The organism is Brucella sp. MAB-22 (assembly GCF_025908475.1).
Classification (GTDB): Bacteria; Pseudomonadota; Alphaproteobacteria; order Rhizobiales; family Rhizobiaceae; genus Brucella; species Brucella anthropi.
In genome coordinates this window covers 188,035-203,153 of sequence record NZ_CP109781.1, presented here as the reverse complement: position 1 = coordinate 203,153, position 15,119 = coordinate 188,035, and the positions used below count along the sequence as shown (strand labels likewise).

The window sequence follows — 15,119 nt, the reverse complement described above, 5'->3', positions numbered from 1 at the left end:
AACAAGGTTCTGGCCATGAAATGTGCTTACTTTGTCCGTCCTCACATAGGCGGGACCTATTCGGTTTTCACGCGTCTGCGCGCCTCGCTTGCCCAGTCGGGCATAGAGCTTCGCTGGCTTGCTGCAGGCGCTGCTGGCGATACGGTCAATGTGCCGACAGGGCAGGGGCTTGATGATGCGCTTCGCAAGGGCGATGCCATCGACCGCATGGGTGTGCTGGATGAAGAAACCCGCGCAAGGCATATGATCAGCTTCCTGCGCGAAAACCATTTCGACGCCGTTTTCGTCAATGTTCTTGCGAACCGTTTCGAAACCAATCTGGCGCGCTATCTGCCCGCCGATATTCTGCGCATCATGATCGTGCACAATATCACACCCGGCACCTACGCGGCGGCGCGGGCAATCCGCGATCATGTTCACGCAACTGTCGGCGTTTCAAAACGCTGCCGCGACGATCTCGTGCGCCAGCATGGTTTCGATGCGTCGCGCACGCTTGTCATCCCGCATGGACTGAACCGGGACATTCACTTGTCGCGCAATGTTCAAAAGCCGGATGAGTCCGGCCCGCTTCGCCTGCTTTATCTGGGGCGGATGGAAGACAACTCGAAGGGCATTTTCTGGCTGCCGAATATTCTGCGCGAGCTCGATTGCTCCTATCACCTGACGGTCGCCGGTAATGGTCCCGATCTGGAACAGCTGCGGCATCGTCTTGCGCCTTTCGGCGACAAGGTGAGTTTTAGTGGCTGGGTTGCGCCTGCCGATGTTCCCTGGCTGGTGAACCAGCATGACGTCATGATCATGCCGTCACGCTTTGAAGGTTTCGGCCTGACGCTCATTGAAGCGATGAGCCAGGGATGCCCGGCGGTCGTCTCGAAGATCGCTGGTGTGACCGATACGATTGTCACCGATGGCGAGGACGGGCTCTTGTTTCCTGTCGGCGATTTCCGTCAGGCAGCGCGTCATATCAACCGGCTTGCACGCGACCGAGAGCTACTTGCCGGCATGGCAGCCGCCGCCCAGCAGAAAGTGGAAACGGTCTTCGACAACGATATTGCTGGTCGAGCCTATGCCGGTCTTCTCGAACATCTCGCGGAGGATCGCCCAGCCATTGCGCCACCACTGGCGCTTTCGCAATGGTCGATGCCGAACGCACTTCATTCCAGTTTGCGCAGTCGCTTGCCAAAACCGGTAAAGAACTGGCTGCGTCAGGTGCGCGAGCGCCTGCATACGAGATGGTCGGCAGCATGATCTGTGAATAAGAAAGGAGAAGGGGCATGAACCTTTTCACATCGCAGTTCCGCAATTCTCAGTTGCTCGCCAGCAAGGCGCACGCGCTCATTCCGGGCGGCTGTCACACCTATGCCAAGGGTGACGACCAGTATCCGGTACTCGCGCCTGGGTTCATCCAGCGCGGGTCCGGTTCGCATGTCTTCGACGTCGATGGCCATGAATATATCGAATATGGCATGGGCAATCGTGCGGTCGGGCTTGGCCATGCCTACCCGCCCGTCGTGCGCGCCGTGCGCGACGCCTTGCAGGACGGATGTAATTTTACGCGCCCAAGTGCCATCGAAGTCGAATGCGCGGAAAGTTTTCTGGAGCTGATCGACAGCGCCGAGATGGTGAAATTCTGCAAGGACGGTTCGGATGCGACCTCCGGCGCGGTGCGATTGGCGCGTGCCTATACCGGACGTGACATGATTGCCTGTTGTGCCGATCATCCATTTTTCTCGACCGATGACTGGTTCATTGGAACGACGAAGATGAATGCAGGCATTCCAGCTTCGGTTTCGGCTTTGACGGCAACTTTCCGTTACAACGATATTGCAAGCGTTGAAGCCCTGTTCGAGGATTATCCGGGGCGTATTGCAGCCATTATCCTCGAACCTGCAAAGGCTGACGAACCGCAAAACAACTTCCTGCAGGAAGCAAAGCGCATCGCCCATGAAAACGGAGCCTTGTTCATTCTGGACGAGATGATTACCGGCTTCCGCTGGCATATGCGCGGCGCGCAGAAGCTTTATGATGTCGAGCCGGACCTGTCCTGTTTCGGCAAGGCGCTGGGCAACGGTTTTGCAATATCGGCGCTGGCAGGCAAGGCGGAATATATGCAGCTGGGTGGACTGACACAGACCGACCATCCTCGCGTTTTCCTGCTTTCGACCACCCATGGCGCTGAAACCCATGCCATGGCAGCCGCGATTGCCACGATGACCATCTATCGCGACGAACCGGTGATCGAAAGGCTCTATGAGCAAGGTTCCAAACTGGCAGAGGGCGTGAATGCGACGATTGCCAGTCACGGCCTGCAGAACCATGTTCGCCTGTTCGGGCGTCCTTGCTGCCTTGCCTATGGAACGCTCGACGAGCAAGGGCAGCCGTCGCAGGCATTTCGTACTTTGTTTCTTCAGGAAACGATCCGGCGCGGTGTGCTGATGCCATCTTTGGTCGTGAGCTATACCCACAGCGACACCGACATTGCGCGCACGGTGGATGCCATCGACGGTGCGCTCGACGTTTACGTCCGGGCGTTGAACGACGGTGTAAGCTCTTATCTGACCGGACGTCCTTCACAGGTGGTCTATCGCCGCTTCAATGAAGCGCCGACCTATCCGCCGACGATGCGATGAAACGTTTTGCAGCGGCCATGATCGCCACGATCCTGCTGTTAATGGCAGCAGGATCGTCCGATGCAGCTGCTTCGTTCCCGATCAAGATCAGCCAGGATCGGCGCATTTTCGAGGATGCTACGGGTAAACCGTTTTTGCTGCAGGGCGATACTGCCTGGTCGTTGATCGCCGAACTGAAGCGCGAGGATGTCGAGATCTATCTGCAGGATCGCCGGAAGCGCGGTTTCAACGCCATTCTGGTCAATCTTGTCGAACACTATTTCTCCCGTCATCCACCCGCCAATGCCTATGGTGAAAAACCGTTCAAGGGCGATGCCTTTGGCGATCTCAACCCGAAATACTTTGATCACGCCGCTTGGGTGGTCGGGCGGGCGGAGCAATTGGGGATAGTTGTTTTTCTGGCTCCCGCCTATCTGGGCGTGAACGGTAACAGTCAGGGCTGGTTCTCGAAGGCTGAGGTCGCCGGTCCACTGAAAATGCACGTCTATGGCGAGGCGATAGCCCAACGATTTAAGGAATTTCATAATATAGTCTGGGTCTTGGGCGGCGATTTTAATGCACCGGATCAGCGGCTTGTCTCTCAAATGGCTGAGGGCATAGCGCGCGTTGATCCAGACGCCCTCCAGACGGTGCACTCTGGCCGCAAGACGAATACGGCGGAACTCTGGGCCGATCAGTCCTGGCTGAGTTTCGATACGGTTTATACCTATGACGATGTGCATGCCACGGTTTCCGAGCGGCGCAGACCGAACAAAATGCCCGTTATTTTGCTGGAGGGGGGCTATGAGTTCGAGCGGGAGACGACCGCACAGATGATCCGGCGCAACGCCTATGGTGCTTTGCTTGCCGGTGCTGCCGGACAGTTCTTTGGCAATAATCCCATCTGGCATTTTACCGGGCCGGGTGTTTTCACTGCTGATCGCAGCTGGCGGGAAGCGCTCGACAGCCCCGGCGCACAGTCGATGACGGCGTTGAAGAGGCTCTTCGACAAACTGCCCTGGCCGCAACTTAAACCAGATGGCGAAGGAGCTGTTCTGGTCAGCGCGAAAAGCTATGCCGTATCGCTGCCTGATGGCACTTTGTCGGTGGTTTACGGGGACGCCAACGATTTCAAGGTACAGAAAAATGTCGTGAAAGATGGCCGGAAGGCCGTCTGGTATGACCCTGTTTCCGGCAAGTTTGCCGATGCAGGCCAGCCGAGGGTGGAGGGGCCGATTGCCACCTACACGCCGAAGCAGGTGCAAAATTCCGGCGGCGGAACCGATTGGATTCTGCTGATCGGCAGCGACGAGCATCTGCGACCCATCCAAAAGAGGTAGGCGATACGCCCTTTCACGCTTTTCATAAACGCATGTCCTAATCGGGCATGCCTTCGGTCAAGTCGTCGCTCCTGTCCTCTCTGGCTAACATGCATTTATCAAAGCTTGAGGAGTCGGACATGAAAGTACTGGTTACGGGCAATCAGGGCTATATCGGATCGGTCATGGTACCGGTCCTCATGAATGCGGGGCATGAAGTGTCCGGCTATGACATCGGCCTTTACGAACATTGCCTCTTTGAAGAAGGCGGTGCCGTTATGAACGTGCCGACCATCCGAAAGGACGTGCGCGATGTGTCGCCGCGCGATCTGGAAGGGTTCGACGCGGTCATTCATCTAGCCGCGCTCTCCAATGATCCGCTGGGTAATCTCAATGAGGAATTGACCTACGACATCAATCACCGGGCAAGTGTCGCCATGGCGAAAGCGGCCAAGCGGGCAGGTGTCGGGCGTTTTCTGTTTGCATCATCCTGCAGCAATTACGGCATCAGCGATGCTGATTTGATCGACGAAACTGGTGAATTGAAACCGGTAACGGCCTATGGCCGGTCCAAGGTGCGGGCGGAACAGGAGATCCGGGAACTGGCAGATTCAAGCTTCTGCCCGGTCTATCTGCGTCCAGCAACGGCTTATGGTGTTTCGCCTTTCCTGCGTTTCGACATCGTGCTCAACAATCTCGTGGCATGGGCGGTGACGAAGGGGCTGATCTATCTCAAATCGGATGGCACGCCCTGGCGACCCATCGTGCATATCCGCGATATTTCCCGCGCCTTCATGGCGGCTATGGAAGCACCGCGCGAAAAAGTCTGGAACGAAGCTTTCAATGTCGGTTCGACGGAGCATAACTACCGCATCCGCGACATTGCGGGCATCGTCGCCGAGAATGTTCCCGATTGCCGTATCGAATATGCAGACGATGCCGGACCGGATACGCGCTCCTATCGCGTCAGCTTCGAAAAGCTGGCTCGGGTGCTGCCGGAGGCAAAACCGGAATGGGATGCCGTTGCCGGGACGCGCGAACTGCTTGCCGCTTATAGCCGCTCGACGCTGACGCTTGAGGAGTTTGAGGGCCCGCGCTTCCAGCGCATTGCGCATATTCGCAAGCTGATTGCGGAAGGGGTCTTGGATGCCGATCTGCGGCGCGCCGACGATGAACCGCAACCGCTTCGGGCAACGGCGTGATGGATACGGGGGGCGGGCACAAGGGCGTTGAAATTGCCATTCCGCCGTTGTCGAACGGGATAGCCATCTACGATCTTGCTGCCCGCCTCTATCCAGTCTGCCGCAGTCTCGCCGGTGATGGCGTGCGCGAAACGCTTGCCGTCATCGGGGAACATCTGCCGTTGACGGTTCATCAGGTTCCAACCGGCACTCCGCTTTATGATTGGAAAGCGCCGCAGGAATGGATCATTCGTGAGGCCTATATCGCGGACATGAACGGCAATCGTGTCGTTGATTTTGCCCGGCACAATCTGCATGTGGTGAATTTCAGCGTGCCTGTGCGGGCGCGAATGCCACTCAACGCGCTGAAGGAGCATATTCATACGCTGCCTGATCAGCCGGACCTCATTCCCTATCGCACCTGCTACCATGCGGAAGCGTGGGGCTTCTGCATGACGCATAACGAGTTACTGTCGATGCAGGACGGCGATTATGACGTTGTGATTGATGCGGAACGCCGCGACGGTTTTCTGACCTTTGGTGAGTTCATTCACCGGGGAGAAACCGACGAGACGTTCATCCTGTCGGCACATCTTTGCCACCCGTCGCTGGCCAATGACAATTGTTCCGGGCTGGCGCTGCTGGCGCGTCTTGGCGAAGTGCTGCAATCACGGCGCACGCGCCTGACCTACCGGCTGCTTTTCGGCCCGGCGACTTTCGGCGCTCTTGCATGGCTAAAGCAGAATGAAGAGCAATTGGGGCTGGTCCGGCACGGGCTGGTCCTGTCCTGCGTTGGCGATGCTGGCGGGCCGAATTACAAGCGCAGCCGTCGCGGCGATGCGGAGATTGATCGCATCATGGGGCATGTTCTTGCCGGGTGTACCAATGCGACGATGCATGATTTCTGGCCCTACGGCTATGACGAGCGCCAGTTCTGTTCACCCGGATTCAACCTGCCGGTCGGCATGTTCCAGCGTAGTCTCTATGGCACCTTTCCAGAATATCATACATCGGCCGACAATCTCGATTTCATCAAACCGGACTATCTTGAGCAATCGCTCAACATGGTCTTGCAGGCTGTTGAAATTGCTGAGCGAAACTGGCTTCCGCTGAACACGTCGCCAAAGGGGGAGCCGCAACTCGGGCGGCGTGGCCTTTATGGAAACATGGGCGGAGACAGTCGCGCCGCGCAAAACGCCATGGCACTGCTGTGGGTGCTCAATCTGGCGGATGGCGAGCACTCCATTCTCGATATGGTAGAACGTGCGAAACTGCCATTCGCAACCCTTGCCGATGCCGCAGACCGGCTCCGTGATGCAGGCTTGTTGGTGGAGAGCTAAAGCAGCGGCCAGGCCAGATCCTTGTCGGAAATGACGCTTGGCCTGTTCGGCCATGGTATGCCGAGCGACGGGTCGTCATAGCGTAAACCTGTCGCATAATCAGGCGCATAGGGCTTCGAGATCATGTAGCGCACGAGGACGTCAGACGTCAGGGTCTGGAAGCCGTGTGCGCAGCCTTCGGGGATGTAGAGCTGGACGCCGTTTTCGGCGGATAGTTCCACGCCGGCCCAGCGCCTGTAGGTGGGTGAATGCGGGCGCAGATCGACCAGAACATCCCAGATGACGCCCTGCAGGCAGGTGACGAGTTTGGTCTCCGAATGTGGCTCGTTCTGGTAGTGAAGGCCGCGCAATGTTCCTTCTTCGCGTGAGAAAGACAGGCTGTGCTGCGGAAAATGCGTTTCCATCTGCCGCTCCGCGAAGGCGGCTTCGCAATAGACCCGCGCGAACCAGCCGCGCTCGTCTTCAAGCCTTTCCGGCTCGATAGACCAGGCGCCATCGATGTTGAGCGAAGTGAAACGCATGTTTTGCTCCGATTTCCATACATGCGCATTCTGACAGCGGGATTATCGGGCGATAGAAGTTTCTTCGATGCATCCAAATAGCCTTCCGGGCGAGGCCAACCTGTCCGAATGAGGTAGGTGCCTACGCCCACGTCGCCATAGGGTGAAGATCGGGTACCTACTCCTCGTAGTCCGTCCGGTGAATGTTGCGCCCGATCGTATGTACGGCTCGCCCCTGATGACAGTCTCGGCAATTTTTAGGCCGCTTAGTAGTTTTGATTATCCGACGTGGATCGGAGTTCAACCCCATCAACCCGTAACGGACCAGTCCGAAGGTTCGTTGAGGCGAGGAACGACGTATGACCATCCAGACGCCGGATATTTCGCGGAGCACGAGCATGGCGCAAGAGCAGACCGGCTGTCGCCTGTGCGGTAAACTACTCAAACACACCTTTGTTGATCTTGGGATGTCGCCGCCTTGCGAAAGCTTCATTACGGCGGATCGCCTCGACCGCATGGAGCCTTACTACCCGCTCTACGCGCTTGTCTGCGATCATTGTTATCTGGTGCAGTTGAAGGAGTATTTCTCGCCTGCCGAGATTTTCACTGAATATGCCTATTTCTCGTCTTTCGCCACCAGCTGGGTCAGCCATGCGAAGACCTATTGCGACGAGATAACCGAGCGGCTGGGACTGAACGAAAACAGCTTCGTGGTCGAGATCGCCAGCAATGATGGTTATCTCCTGCAGCATTTCCTGCCGAAGGGCATCCCGATCCTCGGCATCGAACCGGCGGCCAATGTGGCCGAAACGGCCATTGCCAAGGGCGTGCCGACGCGCGTGGATTTCTTTGGCTCGACGCTCGCTGCCGAACTGGTTGGCACAGGACGCAAGGCCGACCTCCTGATCGGTAACAACGTTCTGGCGCAAGTCCCTGATCTCAATGACTTTGTGCGTGGTCTGCAGCTGTTGCTGAAGCCGGAAGGCGTGATTACGCTGGAGTTTCCGCATCTCGCCAATCTTATCGAACAAAACCAGTTCGACACGATCTATCATGAGCATTTCTCGTATTTCTCGTTGCTGACGATCCGGTACATGGCGCACCGCCATCACCTGAAGGTCATCGACGTGGAGGAACTGCCAACCCATGGCGGGTCGCTCCGGGTGTATCTTGCGCATAACAGCAGCAAGCGGAAGGCAGGACCGCGTGTGGCGGCGCTTCTGAAGCGCGAAGAGAGTTTCGGCCTCAACGAGATTTCGACCTATGAGCAGTTTGCCGAAAAGACGCGGCGCACCAAGCGCGATCTTCTGTCCTTCCTGATCGCAGCCAAGAATGCCGGCAAGCGCATCTGCGGTTATGGCGCGCCGGGCAAGGGCAATACGCTTCTGAACTATTGCGGCATTGGCACGGATTTCCTGGATTTCACGGTCGATCGCAATCCGTACAAGCACGGGCGTTTCACGCCAGGCATGCACATTCCGATCTACGATGTGTCGGCGATCGACAAATACCGGCCCGATTACATCCTCATCCTGCCGTGGAACTTCAAGGACGAGATCATCCGGCAGATGCAGCACGTGGTCGAGTGGGGCGCGAAGTTCATCATTCCGATCCCACACGTCACGTTGATTGACCCGGCACTACTCACAGAGGAGCGGTAAGTCATGAAAGTCGTTCTGTTCTGCGGCGGTCTTGGAACCAGAATCCGCGAATATTCGGAGAACATCCCGAAGCCGATGATTCCGCTCGGCCATCAGCCGATCCTGCATCACGTTATGGAATATTACAGCGACTACGGGCACAATGAGTTCGTTCTGTGCCTGGGCTACAAGGCCAATGTCGTGAAGGATTTCTTCCTGACGATCCGCCCGCAGACCTTCGCGGACTGTGTGGTTTCGGATGGCGGACGCAATGTGCAATTGCTTGAGGAAGTGGATCGTGACTGGAGCGTGACGCTGCTCGATACGGGGATTTGGCGCAATATCGGCGAGAGGCTCTGGAGCGCACGGTCGCATGTGGCGAATGAGGAGATGTTCCTCGCCAATTACAGCGACGGGCTCAGTGATGTCGACCTCGACGACATGACGGAACGTTTCCGTGCCAGCGGTAAGATTGCCTGTTTCCTCGCCGTCCGCCCGCCGCTGACCTATCACCTTGCAGATATTGCCGAAGGCGGAGACGTGCGGGCTTTCCGGACGTCGAACACCTCCGATATCTGGATCAATGGCGGCTACTTCCTCTTCCGCAAGGAAATCTTCGACTATATGCGCGAAGGCGAGGAACTGGTGCTTGAGCCCTTTGGGCGATTGATCGCTGAAAACCAGCTCATGGCCTATAAATATGAGGGCTTCTGGCGCTCCATGGATACGCTGCGCGACTGGCAGACGCTTGAGGATATGGTGGAGAAGGGCGACATGCCCTGGAAGAAGCACAAGGCGGAAGAGGCCGAACGACGCGCTACCAATGTCGCGATAGCGCTATGATCGATCTGCGCTCGCTCGCAAATCAGAGCCGTCCGCTGCAGTTGCTTTGTCTGGGCGCGCATTCCGACGATATCGAAATCGGTTGCGGCGGCACGCTTCTGAGCCTGATCGAGAGCGGCACGCCATTGCATGTGGAGTGGTGTGTTTTGTCGGGAAACGAAGAAAGGCGCGCGGAGGCAGAGGCTTCCGCGCGCGATTTTCTGCGCGGGATCGACAGTTTCAACATTCATCTTGCCTCGTTCGAGGATAGCTATTTCCCGGCGCAAAGCCGTGAGATCAAACAATGGCTGATCGAACAGCGCGGGCGAGGGCAGCCGGATATGGTCTTTACTCATCGCCATGGCGATGCGCATCAGGACCACCGCACGGTCAACGAGCTGACATGGAACCTGTTTCGGGATCAGGTGATCCTTGAATATGAAATCCCGAAATGGGATGGCGATCTGGGCCAGCCCAACGCCTATTCGGCGCTGCCGGCTGCGATCATGGATCGCAAGATCGACCTGTTGATGAAACACTTCGGCACGCAGCGCTCGAAGGACTGGTTTGACGCGGAAACCTTTCGCGGGCTTGCCCGGCTACGCGGCATGGAATGCCGCGCGCCTGAGACCTACGCCGAGGCGTTCCATGCCCGTAAGTTGCGGTTGTTTTAGTTTGCAACTGGCTCAGCATGTGTGTCGACACGGACGACCACCGACATGCCGGGCACTAGACGTGCCGCATCCGGTTGATCTTCATCGATGGCGATACGAACGGAAAGGCGCTGGGTGATCTTGGTGAAGTTGCCGGTCGCGTTGTCGGATTTGATGACGCTGAATTCGGAACCGGCAGCAGGCGCGAAAGCTTCGATGTGCCCCTTCAATTCCGCATGACGCAGCGCATCAACGGTGAATGTGACCGGCTGGCCAATCTTCATGCCGTAGAGCTGAGTTTCCTTGAAATTCGCCATTACCCATTTGATCCTTGGTACGACGGAGACGAGCTGCGTTCCCGCTGTCACATATTGACCGAGACGCACGCCCACTTCGCCGAGCGTACCGTCACGCGGGGCAATGATATGGGTGTTCTGCAGGTCGATCCGCGCCAGTTCAACGGTTGCTTCCGCATTGGCGATATCGGCATTGAGGCTGTCGCGATTGACGATAATGGACTGCAGGTCCTGTTGTGCGACGGCCAGCGCTGCCTGAGCTTCCTCGACGGAGGCCTGCGCCTGAAGCAGGGTGCCGTGAGCCGTATCGGCAGAACTTTGCGTGGTCACACCGCGCGGCAGCAAGGCCTCGACGCGCTTTGCATTGGCTTCGGCCACCTCAAGTGCTGCCTTGGCGCCGGAAATCTGTGCCTGCCGCGACTGGATCGTCGCTTCAGCCGAACGCTGGCTCTGTTCTGAATTGGCCAGGGCTGCCTTCTTGCTGTTGAGTGCGGCCAGCGCCTGATCCAGCTTCTGCTGATAGCTGCGGCTATCGATCTCAAACAGTAGGTCGCCCTGTTTTACGGCTTGATAGTCGTTGACATTGACCTTGGTGACATAACCGGCGACCTGCGGACTGATAACCGTCACCTGTCCACGGACATAGGCGTTATCGGTTGTCTCGACGGTGTGTTTGAAAGGCGGCAACTGCCACGCCCACAGCACCATCAGAACGCCTGCAAGGCCGATGATGAGAGCGAGGCCGCCGCGAATATACTGTTTTCCAACTGACATTTTCAAATACTCGTCGATTTAACCAGCCACCGTAGCGTTATGGTGGGTGTGCATGTTTTCATAGAAGCGATAGGCGATCAGGCAAACGAGCGAGAGGCCCGCAATGACGGAGATTGCGAGAAAAGCATCGTTATAGGACAGCACCGTCGCTTCCTTGGTGACCTGTTGTCCGAGAAGCGCCAGCCCTTCGGCCTTCGTCAGTCCCTGATCAGCCAGAACCTTTGCATAGGTGCCGGAGAGCGCCTGAACGCGCTGGGCGACGACGGGGTTGGACATAACCAGTTGCTCCACCAGATAGGCGGAATGATACTTTTCGCGGATCGCGATGAATGTGCTGAACACGGCAGAGCCGATAAGACCGCCGATGTTCTGCGTGAACAGGAAGATGACGATGAAACTCGTCATGTAGGTCGGTCCCTGTTTCAGCGCCTTGGTGATGCCGGCAAGCATGGCCGGGGGCAGGAACAGGGCGCCGCCGAAGGCTATCAGGCCCTGACTGAGATAGGCGTTGTGCGGGCGGGTCAGGTTTGTGGCATGGCTGTCCAGAAAGGCACCGACCGCGATGAAGACCAGCGCCAGCCCGAAGATGAACGATACGCGTTCAAGCTTCATCCACATGCCGCAGGTAATGCCCCCCGCCAAGGATGCAGCGAGAATGACGAGATAAAGGCCACGGCTCTGGCCGTCCTGCAGGCCGAATGCCTGAAAGAGGCCGACCGCACCGGTTGTCTGCTCGGCAAGCACGATGCGGAATATGAAGAGGATCAGCGTGAAGCGCAGGATTTCCGGTTGGAACAGCCAATGCAGGTTCATCAGCGGCTGCTCGCGGTTGAGTTCGATTGCGGCAGCGCAGGCAAGAACAGCGATTGAGATCGCCAGACATATGCCGATCCAGGGGGCTTCGAACCACCAATAGTTCTTGCCCTGAACCAGTACGACCGCGAGAAGCCCAAAGCCGATGGCAATCAGTCCGTAAGCGACGAAATCCAGCCAGTGCAACACTTTTGCACGCGGCGCTTGTGTCATCGGCAGGATATAGACGACGGCGAAGGCTGCGAGCGACAGGCCGATTTCGACCATATAGAGCTGCTGCCATTGGCCGATATCGAAAAGTAGCGGTGAGATGACACGCGCCAGTGGGCCTGCTGCAGCCGAACAGGTGAGCGCAAGGCTGAGGCCCCAAGTCATTTTTTTGGCGGGCGGAAAGGCTTCGAGCATGTAAAGAAAGCCGATGGTCGAGATCGGCGCCGCAGCAGCGCCCGCAATGAAGCGGATCGGGATCGCCGACCAGATATCATAGACAAGCAGATGCAGCAGGGAAGAAATCAGGAAAACGGCAATCGCGATTTCCGCAAAGCGACGCAGACCGAACTGGGTGCGTATCTTGATGAGAAGGATCGTCAGGCTGGCATAGGGAGCCATATAGGCTGCGATAAGCCACGAGGTTTCCGTCAGCGTTGCGCCGAGTGATCCCTGTATCTGCTGCGTGTTGGCCGAGATGAAATACATACTGAGACCGCGCGTCGACCACATTAGAACAGACGCGGCGATGTAGATAGCGGACATGTAAACCGGCATATGCGGAACGGCAGGCGTTGCAGCCGGTTGGCTTGCCGGGGAAGCCTGTTGTCCTTGCTGATCTTTGTCTTCTTCCGACATGGTTCTAGCGGTCTTTCCCCGCGAGTGTCGTTTCCACCGTCTGGCTGATTTCCTGAAGAACAGTAAGGGCTGCTTCCAGTGTCGGCCGGTCTATGCGCTGCAGCAGTTCGGAGCGGATGTTGCGGGTGATTTCCTGCAACTCGCGCACCTGCGCCTGCGCCTCACCCGTCAGCTCGATACGTTTCGCGCGGCGATCGCTTTCAACTGCGGCGCGATAGATCAATCCCTGCTTTTCAAGCCCATCCAGAAGGCGCACCACGGAAGGGTGCTCGATTTCCAGAGCATCTGCCAACTCGCGCTGGTTCCAGTCGCGCTGCTGGGCGAGAAGCAGGAGCACGCGGGCACGTGCCAGCGTCAGCCCGCGTTCCCGGACGCGGGAATCGAACAGGTTACGCATTTTGCGCGCGGCCGTGGAAAGCTCCATTGTGAAAGCCGCTTCGAGATCATGTTTTGACTGAGACATTGTATAGCTATCTATTATATGTGTAGCTATATATAATATTTAGAGCCTGCTAATCAATGGGTTTGATGGCACTCTGATGCTGGAACGGAAAAATATTTGCGGCTTCGGGAATAAATCGCGGTCGTCGATTGTCTTATCTCCATATCGCATGTCGCGATTGGAACCCCGTGAGGCAGATCATGAAAACGTTTGGTTTTATGTCCGTACTGGCAATCGCTACAGTGGCGGCGTCAGCCGCGCTGGCCGCGCCATCCGTCAAGACGATGGAAAGCTCGAAAGGGCAGGTTCTGGCAGGCGCCAAAGACATGACGCTCTACACTTTCGACAAGGATAGCAAGGGTGAATCCAGCTGCTATGATACTTGCGCCAAGAACTGGCCGCCCTTCATGGCGATGAAGGGAGCAAAGGCTTCCGGCGCATATACGCTGGTCAAGCGCAAGGATGGCAGCGAGCAATGGGCGAAAGACGGAATGCCGCTCTATTACTGGGTGAAGGACAAGAAGCCCGGCGATGTCACCGGAGACGGCGTCAATGGAGTCTGGCACGCCGCAAAGCCATGAGGCCGATGTGAGCCATCCCGCTCCCGAAAGTTTCGAGGGCCAGCTTCTGGCCCTCCTGCCGGTCATGCGGCGTTATTCGCGCAGCCTTGCCAAGTCCGATGCCGAAGGCGAGGACCTTTTGCAGGATTGCGTGGCGAAGGCGCTGTCGCGGCGCGGCCAGTGGCGTGGTCTCAATCTGCGTGGGTGGATACTCACGATGATGACCAATCTTTACCGCAATGGCTACAAAAGCCGCGCCCGGACCCGACATGAAACGCTGGATGCTGCGGAAAATGTCAGTGTCGCGGCGACGGAAACCGATCCGTTCCAGTTGCAGCAGCTTGAAGAGGCGATCAACTCCCTGCCGGAAGATAACCGCGCGGTGCTGATGCTTATCGTTGTTGAAGGCTACAGCTATGGCGAAGCGGCAGAAATGCTGGGCATACCTGTCGGAACCGTCATGTCGCGGCTTTCACGGGCAAGACATCGCCTTGCCGAACATATGAGCGGTTCGAATATCGTAACGCTTCGGAGAAACTGATGACAGAACGCAATTCTCCCATAACCGAAGCGGAACTGCTTGGCTTTGTCGACGGGCAATTGTCCGATGCGGAACATGCGCGCATTGCTGGGCTTCTTGAGAACAACCCCGAGCAGGAGGCGCTGGTTGCCGAGTGGCGCAGTCAGAACGAAGGCATCAGGCAACTCTTTTCCGGTTATGCCAAGGCGAAGAATGACGATCCCGCATTGATCCGCTCAGCGGGGATACGCCAGTCGCGAACCTATCGCGGGGCCGTTGCAGCAGCGGTTCTGGCAGCCTTGCTGATCGGTGGCGCAGGCGGCTTTGCAGGTTCGCGCCTGCTTGCGGAAGCCGAGCCGCAAATAGCGAGTGCGCAAACCCTGCCGCAGCAAGCCCAGGCGGCGTATCTCATCTATGCCAGCGAAGTGCGGCATCCGGTCGAGGTGTTTTCCAATGAAGAGGCGCATCTGGCGACATGGCTTGGCAAGCGGCTTGATATACCCGATCTCCGCGTTCCCGATCTCCGCTCGCTTGGTTTCCAGCTTGTCGGTGGGCGTTTGTTGCCGGTTGACGGCAAGGCGGGCGCCTTCTTCATGTATGAGGACGAGGCTGGAAAACGGCTTTCGGTGATCGTCGGCCGCAATCCGGATAACCGCGATACGAGCTTCCGTTTTGCTTCAAGCGATGGTGTCGAAACTTTCTACTGGATCGACAGCGATCTTGGTTATGCAGTAAGCGGCGAGATTTCGCGCGAACGCCTGCGGCAGGTGGCGGAAGAATGCTACCGCCAGTTTCCGGGCTGAC

General features: G+C 57.4%; 15 protein-coding genes. 11 read left to right on the top strand and 4 right to left on the bottom strand.

Going from position 1 to position 15,119, the window contains the following annotated elements; all coding sequences use genetic code 11:
* The first annotated feature begins 15 nt into the window (after positions 1-15).
* The 5 genes from OHI65_RS00865 to OHI65_RS00845 all read left to right on the top strand — a co-directional run bounded on the left by OHI65_RS00865 (position 16) and on the right by OHI65_RS00845 (position 6,449).
* Positions 16-1,248, top strand: a complete 1,233-nt coding sequence (locus tag OHI65_RS00865; protein ID WP_010658582.1) for a glycosyltransferase family 4 protein — start codon at positions 16-18, stop codon at positions 1,246-1,248.
* A 26-nt stretch (positions 1,249-1,274) separates the two neighbouring features.
* Positions 1,275-2,630 carry a glutamate-1-semialdehyde 2,1-aminomutase gene (locus tag OHI65_RS00860; protein WP_264358713.1) on the top strand — a complete coding sequence of 452 codons (1,356 nt, stop codon included), beginning with the start codon at positions 1,275-1,277 and terminating at the stop codon, positions 2,628-2,630.
* Entirely contained in the window at positions 2,627-3,949 is a 1,323-nt protein-coding gene (locus OHI65_RS00855) for a DUF4038 domain-containing protein (protein ID WP_125300706.1), read from the top strand. Before OHI65_RS00860 ends, OHI65_RS00855 begins: the two co-directional genes overlap by 4 nt.
* Before the next feature lie 119 nt (positions 3,950-4,068).
* Positions 4,069-5,130: an NAD-dependent epimerase/dehydratase family protein gene (locus tag OHI65_RS00850; RefSeq protein ID WP_125300705.1), complete on the top strand. Its 1,062-nt coding sequence runs from the start codon at positions 4,069-4,071 to the stop codon at positions 5,128-5,130.
* Positions 5,130-6,449 (top strand): DUF4910 domain-containing protein, encoded by a 1,320-nt coding sequence (locus OHI65_RS00845; RefSeq protein WP_125300720.1) that lies wholly within the window; start codon positions 5,130-5,132, stop codon positions 6,447-6,449. Before OHI65_RS00850 ends, OHI65_RS00845 begins: the two co-directional genes overlap by 1 nt.
* Here the strand turns inward: OHI65_RS00845 and rfbC are convergent.
* Positions 6,446-6,970 carry a dTDP-4-dehydrorhamnose 3,5-epimerase gene (rfbC, locus tag OHI65_RS00840; RefSeq protein ID WP_010658587.1) on the bottom strand — a complete coding sequence of 175 codons (525 nt, stop codon included), beginning with the start codon at positions 6,968-6,970 and terminating at the stop codon, positions 6,446-6,448. The genes OHI65_RS00845 and rfbC overlap by 4 nt on opposite strands.
* A gap of 338 nt (positions 6,971-7,308) precedes the next feature.
* Between rfbC and OHI65_RS00835 the strand changes: the two genes are divergently transcribed.
* Genes OHI65_RS00835 through OHI65_RS00825 form a run of 3 tightly spaced genes read left to right on the top strand, consistent with a single transcriptional unit; the run spans position 7,309 to position 10,085 of the window.
* Positions 7,309-8,610, top strand: coding sequence for a class I SAM-dependent methyltransferase (locus tag OHI65_RS00835; RefSeq protein ID WP_036586513.1), 1,302 nt, complete (start codon positions 7,309-7,311; stop codon positions 8,608-8,610).
* A gap of 3 nt (positions 8,611-8,613) precedes the next feature.
* Positions 8,614-9,432: a sugar phosphate nucleotidyltransferase gene (locus tag OHI65_RS00830; RefSeq protein WP_125300704.1), complete on the top strand. Its 819-nt coding sequence runs from the start codon at positions 8,614-8,616 to the stop codon at positions 9,430-9,432.
* Positions 9,429-10,085 (top strand): PIG-L deacetylase family protein, encoded by a 657-nt coding sequence (locus OHI65_RS00825; RefSeq protein ID WP_029927687.1) that lies wholly within the window; start codon positions 9,429-9,431, stop codon positions 10,083-10,085. Before OHI65_RS00830 ends, OHI65_RS00825 begins: the two co-directional genes overlap by 4 nt.
* Here OHI65_RS00825 and OHI65_RS00820 read toward each other — a convergent pair.
* From OHI65_RS00820 to OHI65_RS00810, 3 genes are read right to left on the bottom strand one after another with little or no spacing between them, the layout of a single operon-like run.
* Positions 10,082-11,134: an HlyD family secretion protein gene (locus OHI65_RS00820; protein ID WP_125300703.1), complete on the bottom strand. Its 1,053-nt coding sequence runs from the start codon at positions 11,132-11,134 to the stop codon at positions 10,082-10,084. The genes OHI65_RS00825 and OHI65_RS00820 overlap by 4 nt on opposite strands.
* A gap of 18 nt (positions 11,135-11,152) precedes the next feature.
* Complete coding sequence (locus OHI65_RS00815; RefSeq protein WP_125300702.1) at positions 11,153-12,793, bottom strand: MFS transporter; 1,641 nt, start codon at positions 12,791-12,793, stop codon at positions 11,153-11,155.
* Positions 12,794-12,797: 4 nt separating this feature from the next.
* Positions 12,798-13,256, bottom strand: coding sequence for a MarR family winged helix-turn-helix transcriptional regulator (locus OHI65_RS00810; protein WP_012092823.1), 459 nt, complete (start codon positions 13,254-13,256; stop codon positions 12,798-12,800).
* A gap of 179 nt (positions 13,257-13,435) precedes the next feature.
* Here OHI65_RS00810 and OHI65_RS00805 point away from each other — a divergent pair, with 179 nt between their 5' ends.
* From OHI65_RS00805 to OHI65_RS00795, 3 genes are read left to right on the top strand one after another with little or no spacing between them, the layout of a single operon-like run.
* Positions 13,436-13,816: a hypothetical protein gene (locus OHI65_RS00805; protein WP_012092824.1), complete on the top strand. Its 381-nt coding sequence runs from the start codon at positions 13,436-13,438 to the stop codon at positions 13,814-13,816.
* Positions 13,788-14,336 (top strand): RNA polymerase sigma factor, encoded by a 549-nt coding sequence (locus tag OHI65_RS00800; RefSeq protein ID WP_125300701.1) that lies wholly within the window; start codon positions 13,788-13,790, stop codon positions 14,334-14,336. The genes OHI65_RS00805 and OHI65_RS00800 overlap by 29 nt, the downstream gene beginning before the upstream one ends.
* Positions 14,336-15,118, top strand: a complete 783-nt coding sequence (locus OHI65_RS00795; RefSeq protein WP_125300700.1) for an anti-sigma factor family protein — start codon at positions 14,336-14,338, stop codon at positions 15,116-15,118. The genes OHI65_RS00800 and OHI65_RS00795 overlap by 1 nt, the downstream gene beginning before the upstream one ends.
* Position 15,119: the final 1 nt, after the last annotated feature.